Genomic DNA, 20251 nt, shown 5'->3' with positions numbered 1-20251 from the left:
GCAGAGCATGCACAAAGTAGATGTATTAACGGCAGACTCGATGGGAAGGTGGGCCACGCTGGGTCAAGACATCCCGCGCCGCAACCAGCATAGCCATTGGGGCTAGCCAGTGGCATAGACGACGAACAGGAGCAAAACGTTGAGGACTTTGCGCCCAGCGCTGCTGGGCGCGTCGGCGCTTGGCTACCCAGTGGGACTGCGCGCGCAAAATGGCGGGAACCCAGAAACAGATAGTAACGCTACGCTCGCCACCGCGGAACGCATCCGCAGGGCTTAAACTGGCGGGCAAAAGGCAGCTTACTAACAGGCCGGCCAGCCACCAACGCGCTAAACCGTAACGGCGATGGCGCCGCGGCAAAGCAGATTGAACATCAAGCGTAGGTGACATGCTGTAGACCGACTCCTGAGCGTGATAAAGTTAACTAATTCGCCATCGGCGAAGGTAGCCGACGTCATTAGTAGTGGTGCCCAAAATAGCAGCACCTAGGAATTAAGCGTATGAGTATAAAGGTTAAGCGTTCGCGCGCCCAGCCCATCGCTAGTTTGCTCTCAAAGTCGGGCGATATTAATCAATTAATGCGTCTCTCTCGGCTAATCGATCAGGCTCAACGCCACCTGCGTGCCCACCTCCCCGAAGAGATGCGTGAGCATATTTTTGTGGGCGGCTTTAGCGAAGGTCGCTTAACGCTGATTAGTGGTCAGGCGGGCTGGTTGACGTGGTTGCGCTTTGAACAACAACGTTTGCTAGAACTACTTCATCAATTGCCCGGCTTTGAAGGGGTAAGCGGCTTTACTTTTAAAGTACGCCCTGTACGCCCTATTGTGGCTCCACCAAGAAATACACGCAGCCTGTCAGCCGACGCGGGAAAAACGTTAGCTGAGTGCGCTGAGGACACCACCAATCCTGCGCTTAAACGCGCCTTGGAAAGGCTGGCATCTCATGCCCGACCACCCAAGTGACATCCTCACTGCTTTCTGAACAACAGACTCATCGCTCTAGGGTCACTGTCCCAAAAAGCATAAAGCACCGCCTCAGCGATGCTTTAATAATCAAAACAAGGTATTACTAGAAATCCACAGATCGAAGACGCTCGTATAAAGGGCTAAGGCGATGCTGCGTCAAGCCATTGCGGGAGCGACATAGGAAATAGGCGCCACTGCCTTATCTTCTTCAAAGGTGACAACTTCATAGGCATCGGGTTGCGCCAGTAACTCGCGGCACAGCTGATTGTTCAACGCATGGCCAGACTTGACTCCACGAAACTCGCCAATCAGGCTATAACCCAGCTGGTACAAGTCACCGATAGCATCTAATACCTTATGCTTAACGAACTCATCTTCGTAGCGTAGGCCGCCTTCATTAACAATACGGTAATCGTCAACCACGATGGCGTTGTCTAAACTGCCGCCTAGCGCCAGATTATTAGAGCGTAAAAACTCTAAATCACGCATAAACCCAAAAGTACGTGCGCGGGAGACCTCTTTAACGAAAGAGGTAGTCGAGAAATCGATCAGCGCGGTCTGTTTCTGCTGCTCAAAAACGGGATGATCAAAGTCAATTGCAAAGGAGACCTTAAACCCTTGATGGGGTAAGAAAACCGCTTCCTTATCACCATCAGTCACCCCCACACGACGCTTGATGCGAATAAATTTCTTCGCAGCATCCTGCTCCAAAATACCCGCTGATTGAATCAAAAACACAAACGGGCTAGCGCTACCGTCCATAATCGGCACTTCAGGCTCGCTAACATCTACGTAGGCGTTGTCGATACCCAGTCCAGCAAAGGCTGACATCAGGTGTTCAACGGTAGCCACCTTAACCCCATTCGAAACCAGCGCAGTACAAAGCTTGGTATCTTCAACCAACTCTGCCCGGGCGGGAACGTGCACAACGGGATCCAGATCGGTTCTAACAAACACAATCCCAGTATTGGCCGGCGCCGGACGCAGTGCCAGGTGGACTTTTTTGCCAGAATGCAGGCCCACTCCGGTGGCGCGAATGACGTTTTGTAGGGTGCGTTGTCTGATCATGGAAGTAGCCGAGCTCTTATGACGGTAATAACCGCAGGGGAAAAGTTATCAAACAGTGTTCACTTTAACAGCAAACGAGCGTTTTAGCCAATAAAACGCTCGCTCGTTGTCACACTGAGCCTGATATGGAGAATCAATCCGCCTGGCGGCGTAGAAACGCGGGAATGTCCAGATAGTCATCGGCTTCGGACGCACGACGCTTTTCGGGACGAGGCTTGGCGGCCGTTTCGGTTGCTTCAGCGCGGGCTGTTGCCTGTTGACGCATCACCGTCGGCTGTTGCAGCTTGCGGTAATCCGACGACTCCGCCGCAGAGCGGCGCGCGGGCTCACGTGAGGCCGTTGCCGGCTTTTGTCCATCCAAGCCAGCTGCCACAACGGTAACACGCAGTTCGTCGGACATTTCCATATCAATGGAGGTGCCGACGACGATGGTAGCATCCGGTGAAGCAAACTCTTGAACTGTAGCGCCCACATCATTGAACTCGCCGATGGACAAGTCGGGCCCCGCCGTGATGTTGACCAGAATACCACGAGCGCCGTGCAGATCGATATCTTCCAGCAGCGGGCTACGGATAGCCTTCTCGGCCGCTTCGCGAGCACGGTTTTCACCCGTGGCACCACCGGTACCCATCATCGCCATGCCCATTTCAGACATAACGGTGCGCACATCGGCAAAGTCGACGTTGATGATACCCGGACTGGTAATCAGCTCTGCAATACCTTGAACAGCGCCCAACAGCACATCATTCGCCGCACTGAAAGCCGTCAGTAGCGTGGCGTTCTTGCCCAGCACGGAGAGCAGTTTTTCGTTGGGAATAGTGATCAATGAATCCACGTGTTCAGAGAGCTCTTTCATGCCCTCTTCAGCAGCGCGCATACGCTTCGGCCCCTCAAAGGGGAAGGGGCGCGTCACGACTGCGACGGTAAGAATACCCAACTCCTTGGCGACCTGCGCCACCACCGGCGCGCCTCCAGTGCCCGTACCGCCCCCCATACCGGCAGTGATGAACACCATATCGGCGCCCACCAGCAATTCCGCAATGCGTTCACGGTCTTCCATTGCGGCCTGGCGACCCACTTCCGGATTGGCACCTGCGCCTAACCCTTTGGTGATTTCACTGCCCAGTTGCAGGACGGTTTTTGCCGACACGCGCTTGAGCGCCTGGGCATCCGTGTTAGCGCAGATAAACTCAACGCCTTCAATATTGCTTTCGACCATGTGGTTAACAGCATTGCCGCCACCGCCGCCAACGCCAACCACTTTGATGACCGCACTGCTCGAGGGTGCGTTATCTACCAATTCGAACATAAGCCCCGTCTCCTGAACCGCGCTTGCGGCCCTGTCAGAAATTTCCTTTGAACCAGCCTTTAATTCTTGCCAGCGCCGAATAGTCGTCCTTGATATCACGCCGGGCGAGTTCGTTGCGGCCCTTATGAGCTGCAACCACTCCCCCGTGGCTTCTTAGACCTTGCCCATGACGCGTTTCCTGCAAGGCATAATGCAGCAGACCAACGCCCGTCGCATAGATCGGATTACACACGACGTCCGCCAAACCTCTTACGTTTTGCGGACATGCGATACGAACGGGCATATGGAATATCTCTTCTGCCAATTCGCTAACCCCTTCCATGCGCGAGGTACCACCGGTAAGTACTATGCCGGCGGCCACCATGTCTTCATAGCCACTTCGACGCAATTCGTCTCTTACTAGCGTAAACAGCTCTTCGTAACGTGGTTCTACCACTTCAGCGAGCGCTTGACGCGATAGATCACGCGCAGGACGATCGCCTACGCTAGGTACTTTGATCATTTCATCACTTGCGGCTAGATGCGTTAGCGCGCAAGCGTATTTAACTTTGATCTCTTCAGCGTGCTGCGTGGGTGTTCGCAGCGCCATGGCAATATCGTTAGTGACCTGGTCACCGGCGATAGGAATGACTGCCGTGTGGCGAATGGCGCCTTCGCTGAAAATAGCCATATCGGTCGTTCCACCGCCAATATCGACCATACAGACGCCCAGTTCACGCTCATCCTCAGTGAGCACGGCCATACTAGAGGCTAGCTGCTCTAAGATAATAGCATCAACCTCTAAGCCGCAGCGGCGTACACACTTCTCAATATTCTGCACCGCGTTTAAAGCGGCTGTTACCAGGTGCACCTGCGCTTCCAGGCGCACCCCGGACATACCCAGTGGCTCACGAATGCCGCCTTGAGCATCAATCGAAAACTCCTGGGGCAGCACATGCAACACTCGCTGGCCTTCAGAAATGGCGCGGGCCCTTGCGGAGTCAATCACGCGCTCAATATCAGAGGGTGTCACTTCGCGCTCTTTAATTGCCACAACGCCATCTGAGTTCATGGAACTAATATGGCTGCCTGCTACGCCAACATATACCGAGTGAATATCACAACCGGCCATTAACTCTGCTTCTTCAACGGCGCGCTGGATAGACTGTACCGTTGATTCGATATTGATCACCACGCCGCGCTTCATGCCACGCGAAGGGTGCGAACCAATACCTGCAATTTCAATTCCGCCATCATCGGTAGGTTGACCGACTATCGCGACGACCTTGGACGTTCCAATGTCCAGCCCGACCACCATATTGGATGCGTTGGGTGAGCCTGCCATGAGTCGGGAAATCTCCTTGCGTCATTGTTAAAAATAAATATAAATAGGGTGGCGCTTAATCCAACGCTTAACATTGAAAGCGTGCTACCCGAAATAATCAGTGATGTGTCTCAGACACTCGCTAAGTACCAATAGCCGAAATTAAAAACTATTTAACCCGCGACTGGCCCATAGTATAGAAACAATAGCCGCAATACGACTAGTGCAAACCCACAATAATAGGCTTGAGAAGCAATTTAAAGCCGATTATTGGCTTTTTCAACGATGGCAACCACTCACTTTTACACCTTATTTGCACCAAGTAATAGAAGAGTTACTCATCTTGCACAGCAAATTCACTTTCTCCATGCCATGCAACAGCAACGCCGTTAGGGTAGCGCAGATCAATATAGCGAATCTGCTCGGCCAGAGATGACAACTCACGCTGCCATGAAGCCGACAACCGCGCCAAACGTACTTCATGCTGCCGCCGACCTAACATCACCCAAGCGCCATCATTTAATTGCAGCCGCCAGGCTCCCCGAGGCTCTAAACGAAGCTGAGTAAGATTAAGCGACAACTGTTCAAAATGAAGTTTTAGCCGGTGGTAATAGTCCAACACTTCTTCACTGCTGCCCGCAGGACCTGCCAGATCCGGCAACCCCGCTGGTGGCGATAATGGCGCAAAAGCGAAAGGCTCGCCTTCAGGGTTGAGTAAAAAATCATCGTTCCAGCGCGCGACGGGCTGCTGCTCAACCAGCTCAAACACCAGTGCGTTCGGCCACTCACGGGAGATCCGCACTTCGTTTAACCAGCCTACCTGCAGCGCGCGGTCGCGCAATTCGCCCAAATCAGCTGACAACCAAGTGGCATCGACTACCAATGGCGCCAGCTGAGTGCGCAGGTAGTCGGCGCTGACATACTCCCATTCGCCACGAATAGACACCCGCTCAATTGGACGATCCAGCCACAGCCACAGCGCTCGCCCACCGGCTCCCGTCAGCAGTGCTAGCAGAATAATTCCCAACCAAGCATTACGCCTTTTCATAAGGCACTTTTTAATAAGGCGCTTTTAAATAAGTCATTACTCATGCTGTAAACGACTCACCTGCAGTGTTGAGTATTTGTAGCACTAGATCATCAAAGCCGATGCCCGCATGAGCTGCCGCTTGAGGCACCAAGCTATGATCGGTCATGCCGGGTACCGTATTGACCTCCAGTAGCCAAAAACGCCCTTCGCTATCACGCATTACATCAACCCGGCCCCAACCTACCCCGCCTATGGCCGTAAACGCTTGCTGGCACAGCATAGCCAGTGCCGCTTCATCCTCAGCAGTTAAGCCACAAGGCAGGTGGTATTGGGTGGTATTAGCAATATATTTGGCTTCATAGTCGTAGAAGCCGCCGGGTACTTCTACGCGAATAGCAGGCAACACCTGATCACCCAGCAGCGCCACGGTATACTCGTCGCCTACGACAAAGCGCTCCGCCATCACCCGGGCGTCGAACTGGGCCGCTTCGTGATAGGCTGACTCAAGCGCTGCTCGACTTTTTACGATACTAATGCCCAGCGTCGAGCCTTCGTGTACCGGCTTAACGATCAGCGGTAAACCTAGCTGCTCGACTACCGCTGACCAGTCGGAACTGGCAGCCAGCATAATGCTTTCAGGGGTGGGCAGCCCCACCGCACTCCACACCTGCTTAGTGCGCTGTTTATCCATTCCCAACGCCGAGGCGAGTACCCCACTGCCGGTATACGGGATGCCGAGCAGTTCCAAAGCTCCCTGTAGGGTGCCATCTTCACCGCCACGGCCATGCAGAGCAACAAAGACCACGGAAGGCGCCAGTTGCTCTAGACCAGCCAAGCCATTATCACGTGGATCATAGCCGCAGGCATCGATACCTTTGCGCTGCAGCGCCTCTAGCACCGCCGCACCGCTTTTAAGCGATACCTCGCGTTCAGCGGAGGTGCCGCCGTAAACGACAACGACTTTGCCAAGAGGCTGGGGGTTTGTTACGTCAACGCTCACAGATCCACCTCGTTCATCGCCAACTGTGCCTGTGCCAGGCGCAGGGAAATCCCGCCCACATCGCCAGCGCCCTGGGTAATTAAAATATCGCCAGGGCGTAATACGTTGGTTAACAATGCAGGCAACTCATGTTTGTGCTCGACAAACAGCGGATCGACTTCGCCGCGTTGACGAATAGACCCCGCCAAGGTACGCCCCTCAGCGCCAGGAATAACCGCTTCACCCGCACTGTAAACATCCAGCAGCACCAGGGTGTCGACTTGGGAAAGCACCCTGACAAAGTCTTCGTATAAATCCCGGGTACGGCTATAGCGATGGGGCTGATATAGCATGACCAGACGACGATCTGGCCAGCCAGCGCGAATCGCCTGGATTACCATATCAACTTCACGGGGATGGTGACCATAATCATCCACCAACATGATATCACCGCCGCCTTTAGGCGCCGGGAAGTGACCATGTACTTGGAAACGGCGCCCTACACCGGCAAAACTTGCCAGACCGCTCAGAATAGCACTATCACTCACGCCAGCGTCGGTAGCGACCACAATCGCGGCCATGGCGTTTAAGGCATTGTGGCGACCCGGCATAGCCAAACGCACGCCTAACGGCGCGGCGCCCCCCGGGCGTAGCGCGGTGAACGCCACTTCACCACCACTCTGCGAAAAATCAACAATGCGATAATCGGCATCGCTATCAAACCCATAGGTCACGAACTGCCGCTTCACCTGCTCACACAGCCCACGCACATGAGGGTCATCGATACACAGCACCGCCAACCCATAGAACGGCAAGTTGTGCAGAAACTCGATAAAGGTACTCTTTAGCCGCTCAAAGTCGCCGCCATAAGTCGCCATATGGTCAGCATCAATATTGGTGACAATCGATACCATCGGCTGCAAGTGCAAAAACGATGCGTCTGACTCATCGGCTTCGGCAACCAAATAGTCACCTTCACCTAAGCGGGCATTGGCACCAGCGCTGGTCAGCTTGCCGCCAATCACAAAGGTGGGATCGAGCCCACCTTCGGCCAGCAGTGTAGCCGTCAAGCTGGTCGTAGTGGTTTTGCCATGAGTGCCCGCCACGGCGATGCCATGACGAAAACGCATTAGCTCGGCGAGCATTTCAGCCCGACGCACCACCGGCACTCGGTGCTCATGGGCCCAGCGAATTTCTGGATTGGTTTCATCAATGGCGCTCGACACCACCACCACATCGGCGCCTTGCACATTGGCCTCAGCATGGCCAATCGCCACACAGACACCACATTGACGCAACCGCTCTACTACTGAAGAGGCTTTCACATCACTTCCGCTAACGGTGTAGCCCTGATTGGCTAGCACCTCGGCAATACCACACATACCTGCGCCACCAATACCGACAAAATGGAGCCGCCGAATCCGGCGCATGCCGGTACCTGCGGTGGTACGTGCGGGTGTCATGTTTTTGTCCGAATCGATCACGCAGTGTCTCCTAACGGCACCATCGCCAAACACCCTTCAGCCAAGCGTTTTGTGGCATCTAAATGGGCGGCCTGACGTGCATTCGCCGCCATTGCCGCCAGAGTATTTGGGACGAGCAATTGGTTTAAAAATTCGCTTAACCGCTCAACGGTCAGTTCAGACTGAACAACGCACTGCGCGGCCCCCGCCTTGACGAGCACCTGAGCGTTGATGCGTTGATGGTCATCGACAGCAAACGGGAACGGCACCAGCAGCGCTGGCTTAGCCGCCGCTGCCAACTCCGCGACTGTCAGAGCCCCCGAGCGGCACACCACTAAATCGGCCCACTCATAGGCAGCGGCCATATCATCAATAAAGGGGCTCACCTCAGCGCTCACGCCGTGCTGCTGATAATTTTCTGCAGTAACCTGCTCACGATTCTTACCCGCCTGGTGGCGAACCTGGGGGCGCTGCTCAATGGGCAGTGCAGCCAGCGCAGGGGCCAAACGTTCGTTAAGGGCCACAGCCCCGAGCGAACCACCCACCACCAACAAACGTAGAGGCCGGGAAGCGAGTGTTTCCTCGTCCCGCGGCGAACTCCCCAAGGCGGCAATGTCGTCACGCACTGGGTTTCCAATGACATGGGCACGGGCCCCAAAGGCCTCAGGAAAAGCGGCATAGGTTCGTTTAGCCAGGCGCGACAAGACGCGATTGGTCAGACCTGCCACAGCGTTCTGCTCATGGATAATCAGCGGAACGCGCGTCAACCATGCCGCCAAGCCGCCGGGGCCACTGGCAAAACCACCCAGGCCGACCACCACTTGAGGTTTGAAGTCGCGAATGATGGTACGTGCCTGCAAGATCGCCCGGCTAAGGTTCAGCGGTGCTTTGAGCCATCCCGTCACACCATTGCCGCGCAGCCCACTAACGGCAATCGTATGCAACCTAATACCCGCTTCAGGCACCAGGCGATTTTCAATACCTCTAGGGCTACCCAGCCACTCAACGTCGACCTGCTCCGCCTGCAAAGCTTTGGCGAGCGACAATGCTGGAAACACATGGCCGCCTGTGCCACCCGCCATAATCAGTACTCGTCGGCTAACGTTCGTTGTCACATCAAACTCCTGATAACACCACGCGGCATAGCGTTACGATAAACGCGGCTCATGGCGGGGTTTATACGGGGTGGACGCACGCCTAGGCCGATGACGTGTTTCGGCATCTGTGCGCAGCAGCAAACCGACCATGATGCCTGTAACTAGCAGGCTGGAGCCGCCATAGCTCATCAGCGGCAGCGTTAGGCCCTTGGTCGGCAATAGTCCCGAACTCACCGCCATGTTAATAAATGCCTGTGCGGCTACCACAAAGCCGATGCCGTAGCTTACATAAGCGCCAAATAGATGCCCTGCCAGCTCAGCCTTACGTCCGATCCACATGGCGCGGGCAATAAATAGTGTGAACAACAGCACAACGATAATCGCACCGATCATGCCCAGCTCTTCCGCAATCACCGCAAAGATAAAGTCGGTATGCGCTTCGGGCAGGTAATGGAGTTTTTGCACACTATTGCCCAGACCGGTACCCGTGACGTGCCCCCGCCCGAAAGCTATTAACGCTTGGGTTAACTGGTAGCCGGTGGCAAACTGATCGGCCCAGGGATCTAGAAAACTTGTCCAGCGTGCCAGTCGGTAGGGCTCAATCACCACCATCATGACCGCACCGGAGCCAAGCAGCAGCCCGCTGCCACCCAACAGCACCAGCGATGCACCGCTCATCATCAGCATGCCAATCACGCAAACAGTAAAGACCACCATGCCGCCGAAATCAGGCGCTAAAAAAAGCAGCCCAGCGGGTACCGCCAGGACGGCCAGCGGGCGCCACATGCTGAACGCTCGACGACGTAAGTCATACGTGAAACGCGACATAAACGCCGCCATATAAAAAATCAGCCCGACTTTGGCAAATTCAGACACCTGCAAACTTGGCAAGGGGCCTGGCAGTGCTATCCAGCGCTTACTGCCATTGATCTCTTGACCAACCATCAACACCACAACCAACAAAAAGATACTGGCAAGCAGAATCAGCGCTGCATTCTGGCGCCATAACTCAAGCGGAACACAGAGCATAAATACACAGGCCATCACAGCGAGCACCAGGAAAATACCGTGTTGGCGTGAGTAGTGGTAGGTATCTTCCAACAAACCAATCGACGCCGAACTGACCATGACCCACCCCAAACCCGCCAAGGCAACCGCAGCCACGATTAGCCAAACGTCGCAGGGTAATTCACGGGTGGAAAGCGTCGTGCGCAGCCGCTGAAGTCGGCTCATAGCGCCCCCTGGCCTGTTGAGAATGCCTTTTGCTGCACCCAACGACGAAATACATCGCCGCGCTGCTGGTAGTTGGCAAACTGATCAAGGCTCGCACAGGCGGGCGAGAGCAGCACGCAGTCGCCCGGCTGGGCGAGCTCAAACGCCGCTTCCATCGCTTGGGTTAAATCCTCTACCTGACGAATGCTGACGTGTTCAAACAAGGCATCGGCTAGCCGCGGAGCATCTAAACCGAATAGCAGCACATGCCGTGCACACTTAGAAAGAGGCGCGGCCAAAGGGGTGAAATCAGCGCCCTTACCTACTCCACCGGCCAGTAGAATCAAACGCCCATCCAACGTCGCGCCAATACCATTAATCGCCGCCAGGGTAGCGCCTACATTGGTACCCTTGGTGTCATTGACCCAGGTGACGCCATTGATTTGCGCAATGACTTCACTGCGGTGTTCCAAGCCTTTAAATTCGCGCAGCGCGTTGCACATGGGCGCAGTTGCAAAGCCCAACGCCTGCCCCATGGCCAGTGCCGCCAATGCATTGAGGTAGTTGTGCTGACCAGCTATTTTTAACTCATCGATGGCCAACCAAGGGCTGGAGCCCTGCATTAACGTCAGCTTGTCGTGGTGAAACGCCAGCCCCCACTTGTCCCCTTTAGGGGCTGCTTGAGTAAAGTAAGCCACTTGGTCAACGGGATGTTCAGGCCACGTGAGGGGATCATCGGCATTCACCACGGCGCTCCCTGCACCGATAAAAATACGCTGCTTTGCGGCGCGATAGCCGTGCATATCCCCATGACGATCAAGATGATCTTCGGATAAATTCAGAAAGGCAGCACAGCTCGCCCCCAGAGAGGGAGTCGTCTCAAGCTGGAAACTTGAAAGTTCAAGGATATACAGTGCGGCATCAGGATGGCTAGCCAATAGATCCAGCGCGGGGGTGCCAAGATTCCCACCTACCGCCGCATTAATGCCGGCGGCAGCGGCCATTTCTCCCAGCAGCGTCGTCACCGTTGATTTGGCATTGGATCCGGTAATGGCCGCAATAGGGGCGTTAGCGGCACGTACAAAGAGGGCTATTTCGCCCACCACCATCGGTTCGCCTGTGCGTGGATTTAGCTGATCCGCCAGCTCTTTTAAGCCCGGCATGCGTGGATCAAGTCCCGGGCTGACCACCACCTCTGCAACATCACGCAGATCCAGCAACGTTAGTGGGCCGCAGTGAACCTCAATGCCCGGATGGGCGGCTTGAAACTCCTCCAACCCCGGCGGCTCGGCACGGGTATCCGCCACCATATAGGGCACATTCAAGCGGCTTAAATGGCGGCAAATCGCCCGTCCCGATATTCCTAGCCCCACCACCAGCGTTAAACCTTTAGCAACTCGAACCATCACAGGCTCCTTCTCGCCTCATGCCCACATGCATTAACGAATTTTGAGCGTTGCGAGGCCAAGTAGCACCAACACCACGGTAATAATCCAAAAGCGCACGATTACCCGCGGTTCAGGCCAGCCTTTCAATTCATAGTGATGGTGCAAAGGCGCCATACGGAAGATGCGTCGACCAGTGAGCTTATAGGAACCCACTTGAAGAATGACCGACACCGTCTCCATGACAAAAATACCGCCCATGATAAACAGCACAATTTCCTGACGCACGATAACCGCCACCACGCCCAGCGCAGCCCCTAGCGCCAAAGCGCCCACATCCCCCATAAAGACCTGAGCGGGGTAAGTGTTGAACCATAAGAAACCAAGCCCGGCACCGGCAATGGTGGCGCAAAAAACCGCCAACTCGCCGGTACCGGCAATAAAGGGAATGTGTAGATAGGTGGCAAAAACCGTATTACCACTCGCGTAGGCAAATACCGATAAGCCCATGGCGACCAGCACCGTGGGCATAATGGCTAGGCCATCAAGGCCATCGGTTAAATTAACCGCATTCGAGCTGCCCACGATCACAAAATACGATAGAACGATATAAAACACGCCCAGCGGCAGCGCGACCTCTTTGAAAAGCGGTACTAACAGACTGGTTTCAACGGGCGACGACGCGGTTAAATAGAGCAGCACAGCAGCGCCAAGACCAACGACCGATTGCCAAAAATATTTCCACTTTGCAGGTAAACCACGCGGGTTTTTCTCAACGACTTTGCGGTAATCATCGACCCAACCAATGGCGCCAAAGCCTATGGTTACGCCCAGCACCACCCAGATATAAAGATTGGTTAAGTCACCCCAGAGCAAGGTGCTAATGGCAATAGCCAATATAATCATTGCCCCGCCCATGGTGGGCGTACCCGCTTTTGAAAGGTGGGATTGAGGACCATCGTCACGTACTGACTGACCGATTTGCCCTTCGACCAGGCGCCGAATCATCCATGGCCCCAGCCACAAGCAGAGCATTAACGATGTGAGAGCGCCTAAAATCACGCGCAGGGTTAAATAGTTGACTACCTGAAAATCAGTTTGGTACTGCGACAGAAAATTCGCCAAGTGAAGTAACATGAACGGCGTTTACCTTATTTATCCGAACGCAGTGCATTAATGACATGTTCCATGCCCGCACTGCGCGACCCTTTCACCAGCAGTGTGGTGTCCGGCGGCAAAGTATTAATGACATGGCGCGTTAGCGCCTCGTGATCGTTAAAATGCAGCCCACGACCAAAGGCCTCGCTGGCAGCGCGTGCGGCGTCGCCCAGCGTCAATAGTCCATCAATGCCGAGCTCAGCGGCGTAGTGACCAATATCCGCGTGCAGCGCAGCCGAATCGCTTCCCAGCTCGCCCATCGCCCCTAGCGCACACCAGCGCGGGGCAGGGAAACTCGCCAGCGTATCCAGAGCCGCTTTGACCGCCCCTGGGTTGGCATTGTAAGTGTCATCCAACAACTTGGCACCCCGCAAACCAGGCACAATGGTTAGCCTACCCGCTAACGCTGGCAGCGTTTCCAAGCGCGCAATGATCTGCTCGGGCAGCACGCCCAGCGCTAATGCCGCAGCGGCGGCGGCCAAGGCATTACTGACATTATGCTTGCCAAGTAGCGGCAAACGCACCTGACCAAGCGCTTGTCCATGCTGCAGTAGCGTGAAAGCATACCGCCCTTGAGGATCACAGGAAAGCGCTGCGGCGCTTACATCGGCTTGGGGGTGAAAGCCAAAGCTAACGACTCGCCTTGGCGCCGCTCGAGATGCCCAAAAGGTGTAGTAGTGATCATCGCGATTCAATATCGCCGTACCCTGCTCGTTCAGTCCGGCTAGCAGTTCACTTTTTGCCTGGGCGATCTGCCCCATGCCGCCAAACTCGCCCACGTGAGCGCCTGTCACATTGGTAATAACCGCAATATCTGGCTGGGCCAGCGGTGCTGTCCAGGCGATCTCACCCAAATGATTAGCACCTAGCTCTATCACAGCGGCTTTATGTTGCTGACGCAATCGCAACAGGGTCAGCGGCGCACCGAAATCGTTGTTCAGATTCCCCTCGGTCGCTAGCACCTCGCCTAAAGGCGTTAGGAGTGCAGCACACATCTCCTTCACGGTAGTTTTACCACTATTACCGGTCACAGCCACCAAGGGGCCGTGCCATGCACGCCGATGTGCTCCGGCCAATAGCCCTAGGGCTAAACGCGTATCAGGGCACACCAGTTGGGGTAAGTCGCTGTCAACGGGAGCGTCGACCAACGCCGCCACCGCGCCAAGCTCCATGGCACGCTCAACAAAGTCATGGCCGTCAAAATGGGGCCCCTTTAACGCCACAAACAGGCACCCAGGTTCAATTTTACGGCTATCGGTAATAACAGAGTGAATGATTAACTGAGCACTGCCTAACGGTGCTTCGATGCCGAGCGCCGCAGCTACTTGACCAAGGGCCCAGCGCATTATTGGGCTTTCCACTGGGCAAAGGCGCGCTGGATCTCTTCGCTATCAGCATAGGAGTAGCGAACCCCCTTGATCTCCTGATACGCCTCATGCCCTTTGCCAGCAACCAGCACCACATCCTGAGCAGCAGCTTGCTGAATAGCCGCTGCCACGGCCTCACTCCGCTCACCGATTTCAATCGGCTGAGCAGCAGCGGAGAAACCCGACAAAATCTGCTCGCGAATTTGCGCAGCGGACTCGTGGCGGGGATTGTCGTCGGTGACTACAATGTGATCCGCCAACTGCTCGGCGGCCCGGGCCATTTCAACCCGCTTACCCGTATCGCGCTCACCACCACAGCCAAATACGCACCATAACTTACCCGCATCTCCCAAGTGAGCGCGCAGTGCCTGCAGGGCACTGCGCAGGGCATCCGGCGTGTGGGCGTAATCCACCACTACGCTGGGGGCGCCAGCATCGCCATACAGCTCCATACGCCCCGGCACCGGCGCAAGCGATGTCGCTGCATCAAACAGCGCATCAAGCGGCTCACCTAACCCGTACAGCACGGCCATAGCCAACAGTACGTTATCTAAATTAAAGCGCCCCATTAACTTTAAGCGCAGCATTTTCTCACCGTCAGGGGTCGCAATCATCGCCTGCTGCCCCCAATCAAACGCCTGCCAATCCAGGACTCGCAGCGTAACGGCTTCATCTTGCCCGGTGGCCAGTACACGGACGCGACTACTGCAGCCAGCCAGCATTAAGCGCGCCAGGGGATCATCACCATTGACCACCGCCAAGCTAAGCTCAGAACGTCGAAACAGCTTGGCTTTCGAGGCGGCATAGGCGGCCATGCTGCCGTGGTAATCCAAATGGTCACGAGTCAGGTTGGTAAACACCCCTACGCTGACGTTGACCGCGTCCAAACGGTACTGATCCAGGGCATGGGAAGAGGCTTCCAAGGCAATGCGCGTTACGCCCTGCTGTGCCAGCGCACCCAACGTCGCCTGCAGCGCCAGGGGGCCAGGCGTGGTTAAGCCACTATCGCTCAACTCGCCAGGGCGCCCCACGCCTAAAGTGCCGACAAGACCCGCGGGCGTTCCCAACGCTTCGCTGAGGGCAGCGATATAGTGAGTGACGGAGCTTTTACCGTTAGTACCGGTCACCGCAATCACTTCCATATCGCCGGGCACTTTATACAGCGCCCGCCCAAGCTCGCCCAAACGCGACGACAAATGAGGCAGTTTCAGCACCCGCCCCTCAAGCTGCACATCACCGTGTGACCCTTGCGCTAAAACCAGCGCAGCGCCGGCTTCAAGAGCTTGTTCGATAAAATCGCGGCCATCACGCTGGCTGCCAGGCACGGCCACAAAAATGCCACCCTTCGCCAGCTTGCGAGAGTTCATCTCAATATGAACCTGATCCGGCAGCTTAGGCAGACCAGCGGGCAGCGGCGACTTGGGCCATACTTGCTTGAGTGCCGCTAAAACATCGTCTGGACTCAGCGTCATGCCATCTCCTTAAAAAGCTACTCCGCCTCATGATCCGGCGGAACATCCAACAAGCGTAAAGCATTCCCTGTCACACTGGAAAACACCGGCGCCGCGACAGCGCCGCCGTAGAACTCGCCTGCTTTGGGGTGATCAATCATTACCACAGTGACAATGCGCGGATCCGAGATGGGCGCGATCCCGGCAAAAACGCTGCGGTAAGCATCGGTGGTATAGCCTTGCTGGCCTATTTTACGCACCGTGCCTGTTTTACCGCCAACGCGATAGCCCTCTACCCGTGCTCGCCGACCGCCGGTATAGGCCGCGACCGAGGTTTCGAGAATATTCAGCAGATCATTGGCAACCGTCGGCTCGATCGCAGGAATACCCTGAGGGGGCTCAGAAAGACGCAGCAACGAGGGTGGCAAACGCACGCCATCATTGGCTAATGCCGTGTAAGCACTCGCCAGCTGCACCGCGGAAACAGAGAGGCCGTAACCGTAAGAGAGCGTCGCCCGTTCGCTGCGTGACCAGCGAACCGGCGCCGGTAGGCTGCCAGTGGCTTCGCCAGGAAAACCGGTTCCGGGTGCCTGCCCCAGCCCTAACTGATTATACTTTTCCCAAATCGCCGTATCGCTTAATTGCAGTGCCAAGCGGGACATACCCACATTCGATGACTTCTCCAGAATACCCGGCAGATCCAGCTCACCATAATTGCGGAAATCGCGAATGGTGAACTGATCCAATCGCATCCAACCGGGCGAGGTATCCACCACAGCATTGCGATCCACCACGCCACTCTCTAATACGGCGGCCATGGCCAGCGGCTTCATCACCGAGCCGGGCTCAAACACATCGACCAACGCCTGGTTACGTAACCCACGCGGATCAAGCCCCGCTCGGTTGTTAGGGTTGTAGGAGGGCAAGTTAGCCATCGCCAACACCTCTCCCGTGCGGGCATCCATCATCACCAGCACGCCGCCATCAGCCTCATTCTCGGCTACCGCGGCACGCAGCTCACGGTAGGCCATATATTGAATGCGCTGATCAATCGCCAAGGTCAGCTCGCCCCCCGGCTGGGCTTCGTTGATAACGCCCAGTTCGCGAACCAGGCGCCCGCGGCGGTCTTTAATCACTCGCCGCTGGCCAGGTCGGCCCGCCAGGTAAGGCTGATAGGAGAGCTCTAAGCCCTCCTGACCGACATCATCAACGTTGGTCACACCCAGCAACTGGGCGGCGACCTCACCGGCAGGATAGTAGCGCTTATATTCACGCTGGGGGTATACGCCGGGCGTGCGCAGGTTAAGAATCTGCTGAGCGGCCGCAGGGGTCATCTGGCGGCGCAAATACATGAACTCATGTTCGCTAAAACGCGCCACCCGAGCCTCGAAGTCACTCAGCGTCATACCCAGCGCCTGGGCCAGCATTACACGTTGAATAGCATCTTCGGGAAGTTCTTGCGGGTTGGCCCAAATGGTCACCACCGGCGTGGAAATCGCTAATGGTTCGCCATTACGATCGGTAATCATGCCGCGGTGGGCGGGAATTGTTTCGTGACGCAGAGTGCGCGCGTCGCCCTGGCTTTGCAGAAAGGGGCGGTCGATGACCTGAAGCAAGGTAATGCGGCCAATCAAAATAATAGATGCCAAGCCAATCGCGATCAGAATAAACAAGAAGCGCCCGCCGCCAAGCGGGGGCGCAATGGGAGCCTGGCGCGAGGTACCGCCTCGGCGTTCACTTCTCATGGCCGAATCACCTCGACATCATGGACATCGGGGATTCGCATGCCCAAACGTTCCGTGGCAATTTTTTCTATGCGCGCAGGCGTTGACCATGCGCCCTCCTCAAGCAGAAGCTGCCCCCACTCCGTTTGCAGTTGGTTCTCTTCCTGCTCCAGCTGTTGCAGCTGTGCAAATTGAACCCGCGTCATATGGGTAGTGACCACCACGCCCAACCCGGAGGCCATGCAGAGTAGAAACAGTAGCAAAATAGCCAGCGGCCAGGCGCGCAGGCGCAGCCTGAAAGGCCACTCGGTGCGTAGCGTGGTTACCCACTGCTCAATCCGATCCATGCTCATGATGACATTTACATCCGTTTGCGTGCAGCCCGCATGACGGCACTGCGAGCGCGAGGGTTGGCATCCACCTCCTCGTCGCTTGGCCGCACGCCTTTGCCTAGCGCCTCTAGACGTCGATTCAATTGATCGTCGCGAATCGGCACCCCACGCGGCAGGTCGGTATCGCCCCGAACATGGTGACGAATAAAGCGTTTCACACGGCGATCCTCCAGCGAGTGAAAGCTGATAACCACTAAGTGACCACCCGGCGCCAGTGTCTCCAGCGCCGCGTCTAAAGCGCTGTCTAACTGCTCCAGTTCGCCGTTGATGAAAATACGCAGCCCCTGAAAGGCTTTGGTGGCGGGATGACGACCCTTTTCCCAGGCGGGGTGAGCCACTTTTAATACTTCGGCCAAATCCACCGTATGGGTAAACGGCTTCTCAACCCGACGCGTCACTACAGCACGGGCCAATCGCTTGGCGTAGCGCTCTTCGCCATAGGTTTTAAACACGTAGGCAATGTCTGCCTCGCTGGCTCGGGCCAGAAACTCAGCAGCGCTCTGGCCCTGGCTAGGATCCATGCGCATATCCAGCGGGCCGTCGCGCATAAAGCTAAAGCCGCGTTCGGGGTCATCCAACTGAGGCGATGAAACGCCAACATCGAGCAGCACCCCTGACAGCTTGCCGTACAAGCCCTGCTCGCGAGCAAACTCACCAAGCTGAGCAAATTCACGCTGGGTAATCTGGAAGCGCTGATCGTCTACTTCAGCGGCTGCGGCAATTGCCTGGGGATCACGATCCATAGCGAGCAGCTTGCCCTGGGTATCCAGGCGATCAAGAATCAAACGTGAGTGACCGCCTCTCCCGAAAGTACCGTCTAAATAGACACCCTGCGTATCGTGAACCAGGGCATCGACAGCACCCTCCAGTAGTACGCTGGTATGGCGAAAGCGGGAAGCAACCTGTTCAGCGTCAGGAGAAGGCATTTTTTTCTCACACAAGATGTTAGAAGCAACGTAATAAAGAGCGTGCGTGCACGCCCTAATGTGGAAATGGGGGAGTCGGCCGATAAGCCGGGTTCTGTCGTGGACAGCCATTCCTCTAGGCGCTGCGTTACCACAGCGCTCAAGCAACCTACCCGGATCCAGCGCGGGCCACGCCATTGGATCCCTATTTGGTCTTGCTCCGAGTGGGGTTTACCATGCCACGCACTGTTACCAGGCGCGCGGTGCGCTCTTACCGCACCCTTTCACCCTTACCGGCCCCAGAGGTTTATTTCAGGGGCTTAGGCGGTCTTCTCTCTGCTGCACTTTCCGTCGGCTCACACCGCCCAGGCGTTACCTGGCACTCTGCCCTATGGAGCCCGGACTTTCCTCCCCCAACACCTTTTGAGGGGTATTAGCGGCGACTGTCTGGCCAACTCCGGCGGCAAGCATACCAGTGCCCTCGACTTGCCTCAATGCTCACCTTTAATTGCTTGCAAACGAGCGTACCAGACTTGCTTACGACCACCGAGCATTCGAGCGGCAATCGCAGCACTCTGCTTTACACCAACCCCCTCTGCCAACAGCGCCTCCAACAAGGCATCTGCCGATATATCCTGATGCTCACTCTGCTCAACCGGCGGGGCACCCGCAACAATCACTACAAATTCGCCGCGGGCCTGATTAGGATCTTCCGTCAACTGCGCCAATAGCGACGCAGGCGTACCGTGCAGGAACGTTTCGAAGGTTTTGGTCAGTTCACGCGCCAATACCACATCACGATCCGCCATTTGCTCCTGTAGCGCCTCAAGGGTGTGCACGATACGGTGAGGGGATTCATAAAATACCAGCGTCTCTTCGCGGGTTTTCCAACCCTCTAACGCCTGGCGACGCGCGCCTGGCTTGGCGGGCAGAAAACCCGCAAATACAAAGCGGTCTGTCGGCAAGCCCGCGCCTGACAGCGCAGTAATCAGCGCGCAGGGGCCGGGAATGGGCACGATATGGCGATTGCGTGCCCGTAACTCGCGCACCAATACAAAGCCAGGGTCGCTAATCAGCGGTGTTCCGGCATCGCTGATCAGGGCAATATCTTCACCTGCAGCAAGATAACTATCCAGCGCATCCACCCGGCGTGCTTCGTTGTGCTCGTGCAAAGAGAGCATGGGCTTATTCAGCCCCAGGTGTGCCAACAGGCGCCCACTATGGCGGGTATCTTCAGCCGCAACGCGCGAAACTTGCCCTAATACCCGAGCGGCACGCGCGGTTAAGTCATCCAAATTCCCAATTGGCGTAGCAACCACGTACAATGTGCCCGGATTATCGTCTGTCATTGTTGACTCTCAATTCGTTGATGGCTTGCCCTGCTGGTGCGCTATGCTTGTGCAGTGGCTTGGTCAATCGCTGACAAGCAGCGACAGCGCAAATGG

Annotated in this window: 18 protein-coding genes and 1 other RNA gene; 1 reads left to right on the top strand and 18 read right to left on the bottom strand. The window is 56.1% G+C overall.

The features are described 5' to 3' along the window. Positions 1–25: 25 nt before the first annotated feature. Positions 26–388: a hypothetical protein gene (locus tag QT231_RS02320; RefSeq protein WP_308335318.1), complete on the bottom strand. Its 363-nt coding sequence runs from the start codon at positions 386–388 to the stop codon at positions 26–28. A 110-nt stretch (positions 389–498) separates the two neighbouring features. On the opposite strand from QT231_RS02320, the gene QT231_RS02315 reads away from it, so the two are divergent. Further along, positions 499–960 carry a DciA family protein gene (locus tag QT231_RS02315; RefSeq protein ID WP_308335317.1) on the top strand — a complete coding sequence of 154 codons (462 nt, stop codon included), beginning with the start codon at positions 499–501 and terminating at the stop codon, positions 958–960. 159 nt (positions 961–1119) lie between these two features. Here QT231_RS02315 and lpxC read toward each other — a convergent pair whose 3' ends face one another. From lpxC to rsmI, 17 genes are all read right to left on the bottom strand, one after another. After that, complete coding sequence (lpxC, locus tag QT231_RS02310; protein ID WP_308335316.1) at positions 1120–2031, bottom strand: UDP-3-O-acyl-N-acetylglucosamine deacetylase; 912 nt, start codon at positions 2029–2031, stop codon at positions 1120–1122. A 133-nt stretch (positions 2032–2164) separates the two neighbouring features. Further along, positions 2165–3340 (bottom strand): cell division protein FtsZ, encoded by a 1176-nt coding sequence (ftsZ, locus tag QT231_RS02305; RefSeq protein ID WP_308335315.1) that lies wholly within the window; start codon positions 3338–3340, stop codon positions 2165–2167. Positions 3341–3374: 34 nt separating this feature from the next. Then, a complete protein-coding gene (gene ftsA / locus QT231_RS02300; protein WP_308335314.1) occupies positions 3375–4664 on the bottom strand; it encodes a cell division protein FtsA in 1290 nt (429 codons plus the stop codon). Positions 4665–4977: 313 nt separating this feature from the next. Beyond that, complete coding sequence (locus QT231_RS02295) at positions 4978–5691, bottom strand: cell division protein FtsQ/DivIB (RefSeq protein ID WP_308335313.1); 714 nt, start codon at positions 5689–5691, stop codon at positions 4978–4980. A gap of 40 nt (positions 5692–5731) precedes the next feature. Next, positions 5732–6673: a D-alanine--D-alanine ligase gene (locus QT231_RS02290; RefSeq protein WP_308335312.1), complete on the bottom strand. Its 942-nt coding sequence runs from the start codon at positions 6671–6673 to the stop codon at positions 5732–5734. Then, complete coding sequence (murC, locus tag QT231_RS02285) at positions 6670–8115, bottom strand: UDP-N-acetylmuramate--L-alanine ligase (protein ID WP_308335473.1); 1446 nt, start codon at positions 8113–8115, stop codon at positions 6670–6672. The genes QT231_RS02290 and murC overlap by 4 nt, the downstream gene beginning before the upstream one ends. Positions 8116–8132: 17 nt before the next feature. After that, a complete protein-coding gene (murG, locus tag QT231_RS02280; RefSeq protein WP_308335311.1) occupies positions 8133–9230 on the bottom strand; it encodes an undecaprenyldiphospho-muramoylpentapeptide beta-N-acetylglucosaminyltransferase in 1098 nt (365 codons plus the stop codon). A 33-nt stretch (positions 9231–9263) separates the two neighbouring features. Then, the gene (ftsW, locus tag QT231_RS02275; RefSeq protein WP_308335310.1) at positions 9264–10445 is read right to left on the bottom strand and encodes a putative lipid II flippase FtsW; all 1182 of its coding nucleotides are present in this window, start codon (positions 10443–10445) and stop codon (positions 9264–9266) included. Further along, on the bottom strand, positions 10442–11830 hold the full coding sequence (murD, locus tag QT231_RS02270; protein ID WP_308335309.1) for a UDP-N-acetylmuramoyl-L-alanine--D-glutamate ligase: 1389 nt from the start codon (positions 11828–11830) through the stop codon (positions 10442–10444). Before murD ends, ftsW begins: the two co-directional genes overlap by 4 nt. Positions 11831–11863: 33 nt before the next feature. Continuing rightward, entirely contained in the window at positions 11864–12946 is a 1083-nt protein-coding gene (gene mraY / locus QT231_RS02265; protein ID WP_215093545.1) for a phospho-N-acetylmuramoyl-pentapeptide-transferase, read from the bottom strand. 14 nt (positions 12947–12960) lie between these two features. Further along, positions 12961–14313 (bottom strand): UDP-N-acetylmuramoyl-tripeptide--D-alanyl-D-alanine ligase, encoded by a 1353-nt coding sequence (gene murF / locus QT231_RS02260; RefSeq protein ID WP_308335308.1) that lies wholly within the window; start codon positions 14311–14313, stop codon positions 12961–12963. Beyond that, complete coding sequence (locus QT231_RS02255) at positions 14313–15806, bottom strand: UDP-N-acetylmuramoyl-L-alanyl-D-glutamate--2,6-diaminopimelate ligase (protein WP_308335307.1); 1494 nt, start codon at positions 15804–15806, stop codon at positions 14313–14315. The genes murF and QT231_RS02255 overlap by 1 nt, the downstream gene beginning before the upstream one ends. Before the next feature lie 17 nt (positions 15807–15823). Further along, complete coding sequence (locus tag QT231_RS02250; RefSeq protein WP_308335306.1) at positions 15824–17530, bottom strand: penicillin-binding transpeptidase domain-containing protein; 1707 nt, start codon at positions 17528–17530, stop codon at positions 15824–15826. Then, positions 17527–17862, bottom strand: a complete 336-nt coding sequence (ftsL, locus tag QT231_RS02245; RefSeq protein WP_308335305.1) for a cell division protein FtsL — start codon at positions 17860–17862, stop codon at positions 17527–17529. The genes QT231_RS02250 and ftsL overlap by 4 nt, the downstream gene beginning before the upstream one ends. An 8-nt stretch (positions 17863–17870) precedes the next feature. Then, positions 17871–18827 carry a 16S rRNA (cytosine(1402)-N(4))-methyltransferase RsmH gene (gene rsmH / locus QT231_RS02240; protein ID WP_308335304.1) on the bottom strand — a complete coding sequence of 319 codons (957 nt, stop codon included), beginning with the start codon at positions 18825–18827 and terminating at the stop codon, positions 17871–17873. Between the two features lie 67 nt (positions 18828–18894). After that, positions 18895–19265, bottom strand: an RNA gene (gene rnpB, locus QT231_RS02235) — RNase P RNA component class A. A gap of 32 nt (positions 19266–19297) precedes the next feature. Then, entirely contained in the window at positions 19298–20155 is an 858-nt protein-coding gene (gene rsmI / locus QT231_RS02230) for a 16S rRNA (cytidine(1402)-2'-O)-methyltransferase (protein ID WP_308335303.1), read from the bottom strand. Positions 20156–20251 lie beyond the last annotated feature (96 nt).

The sequence above is a fragment of the Halomonas sp. SpR1 genome (assembly GCF_031010175.1).
Lineage (GTDB): Bacteria > Pseudomonadota > Gammaproteobacteria > Pseudomonadales > Halomonadaceae > Vreelandella.
Note: the sequence above shows the minus strand (reverse complement) of the source record. Positions and strands in the feature narration are given on the sequence as shown.

What these genes read in the sequence shown, in the direction of transcription:
- murC (WP_308335473.1), bottom strand. Translation starts at nt 8,115, where the DNA reads ATGACACCCGCACGTACCACCGCAGGTACCGGCATGCGCCGGATTCGG.
- QT231_RS02255 (WP_308335307.1), bottom strand. Translation starts at nt 15,806, where the DNA reads ATGACGCTGAGTCCAGACGATGTTTTAGCGGCACTCAAGCAAGTATGG.
- murF (WP_308335308.1), bottom strand. Translation starts at nt 14,313, where the DNA reads ATGCGCTGGGCCCTTGGTCAAGTAGCTGCGGCGCTCGGCATCGAAGCA.
- rsmI (WP_308335303.1), bottom strand. Translation starts at nt 20,155, where the DNA reads ATGACAGACGATAATCCGGGCACATTGTACGTGGTTGCTACGCCAATT.
- mraY (WP_215093545.1), bottom strand. Translation starts at nt 12,946, where the DNA reads ATGTTACTTCACTTGGCGAATTTTCTGTCGCAGTACCAAACTGATTTT.
- murD (WP_308335309.1), bottom strand. Translation starts at nt 11,830, where the DNA reads ATGGTTCGAGTTGCTAAAGGTTTAACGCTGGTGGTGGGGCTAGGAATA.
- QT231_RS02250 (WP_308335306.1), bottom strand. Translation starts at nt 17,530, where the DNA reads ATGAGAAGTGAACGCCGAGGCGGTACCTCGCGCCAGGCTCCCATTGCG.
- QT231_RS02320 (WP_308335318.1), bottom strand. Translation starts at nt 388, where the DNA reads ATGTCACCTACGCTTGATGTTCAATCTGCTTTGCCGCGGCGCCATCGC.
- ftsL (WP_308335305.1), bottom strand. Translation starts at nt 17,862, where the DNA reads ATGAGCATGGATCGGATTGAGCAGTGGGTAACCACGCTACGCACCGAG.
- QT231_RS02315 (WP_308335317.1), top strand. Translation starts at nt 499, where the DNA reads ATGAGTATAAAGGTTAAGCGTTCGCGCGCCCAGCCCATCGCTAGTTTG.
- QT231_RS02295 (WP_308335313.1), bottom strand. Translation starts at nt 5,691, where the DNA reads ATGAAAAGGCGTAATGCTTGGTTGGGAATTATTCTGCTAGCACTGCTG.
- ftsW (WP_308335310.1), bottom strand. Translation starts at nt 10,445, where the DNA reads ATGAGCCGACTTCAGCGGCTGCGCACGACGCTTTCCACCCGTGAATTA.
- ftsZ (WP_308335315.1), bottom strand. Translation starts at nt 3,340, where the DNA reads ATGTTCGAATTGGTAGATAACGCACCCTCGAGCAGTGCGGTCATCAAA.
- rsmH (WP_308335304.1), bottom strand. Translation starts at nt 18,827, where the DNA reads ATGCCTTCTCCTGACGCTGAACAGGTTGCTTCCCGCTTTCGCCATACC.
- lpxC (WP_308335316.1), bottom strand. Translation starts at nt 2,031, where the DNA reads ATGATCAGACAACGCACCCTACAAAACGTCATTCGCGCCACCGGAGTG.
- ftsA (WP_308335314.1), bottom strand. Translation starts at nt 4,664, where the DNA reads ATGGCAGGCTCACCCAACGCATCCAATATGGTGGTCGGGCTGGACATT.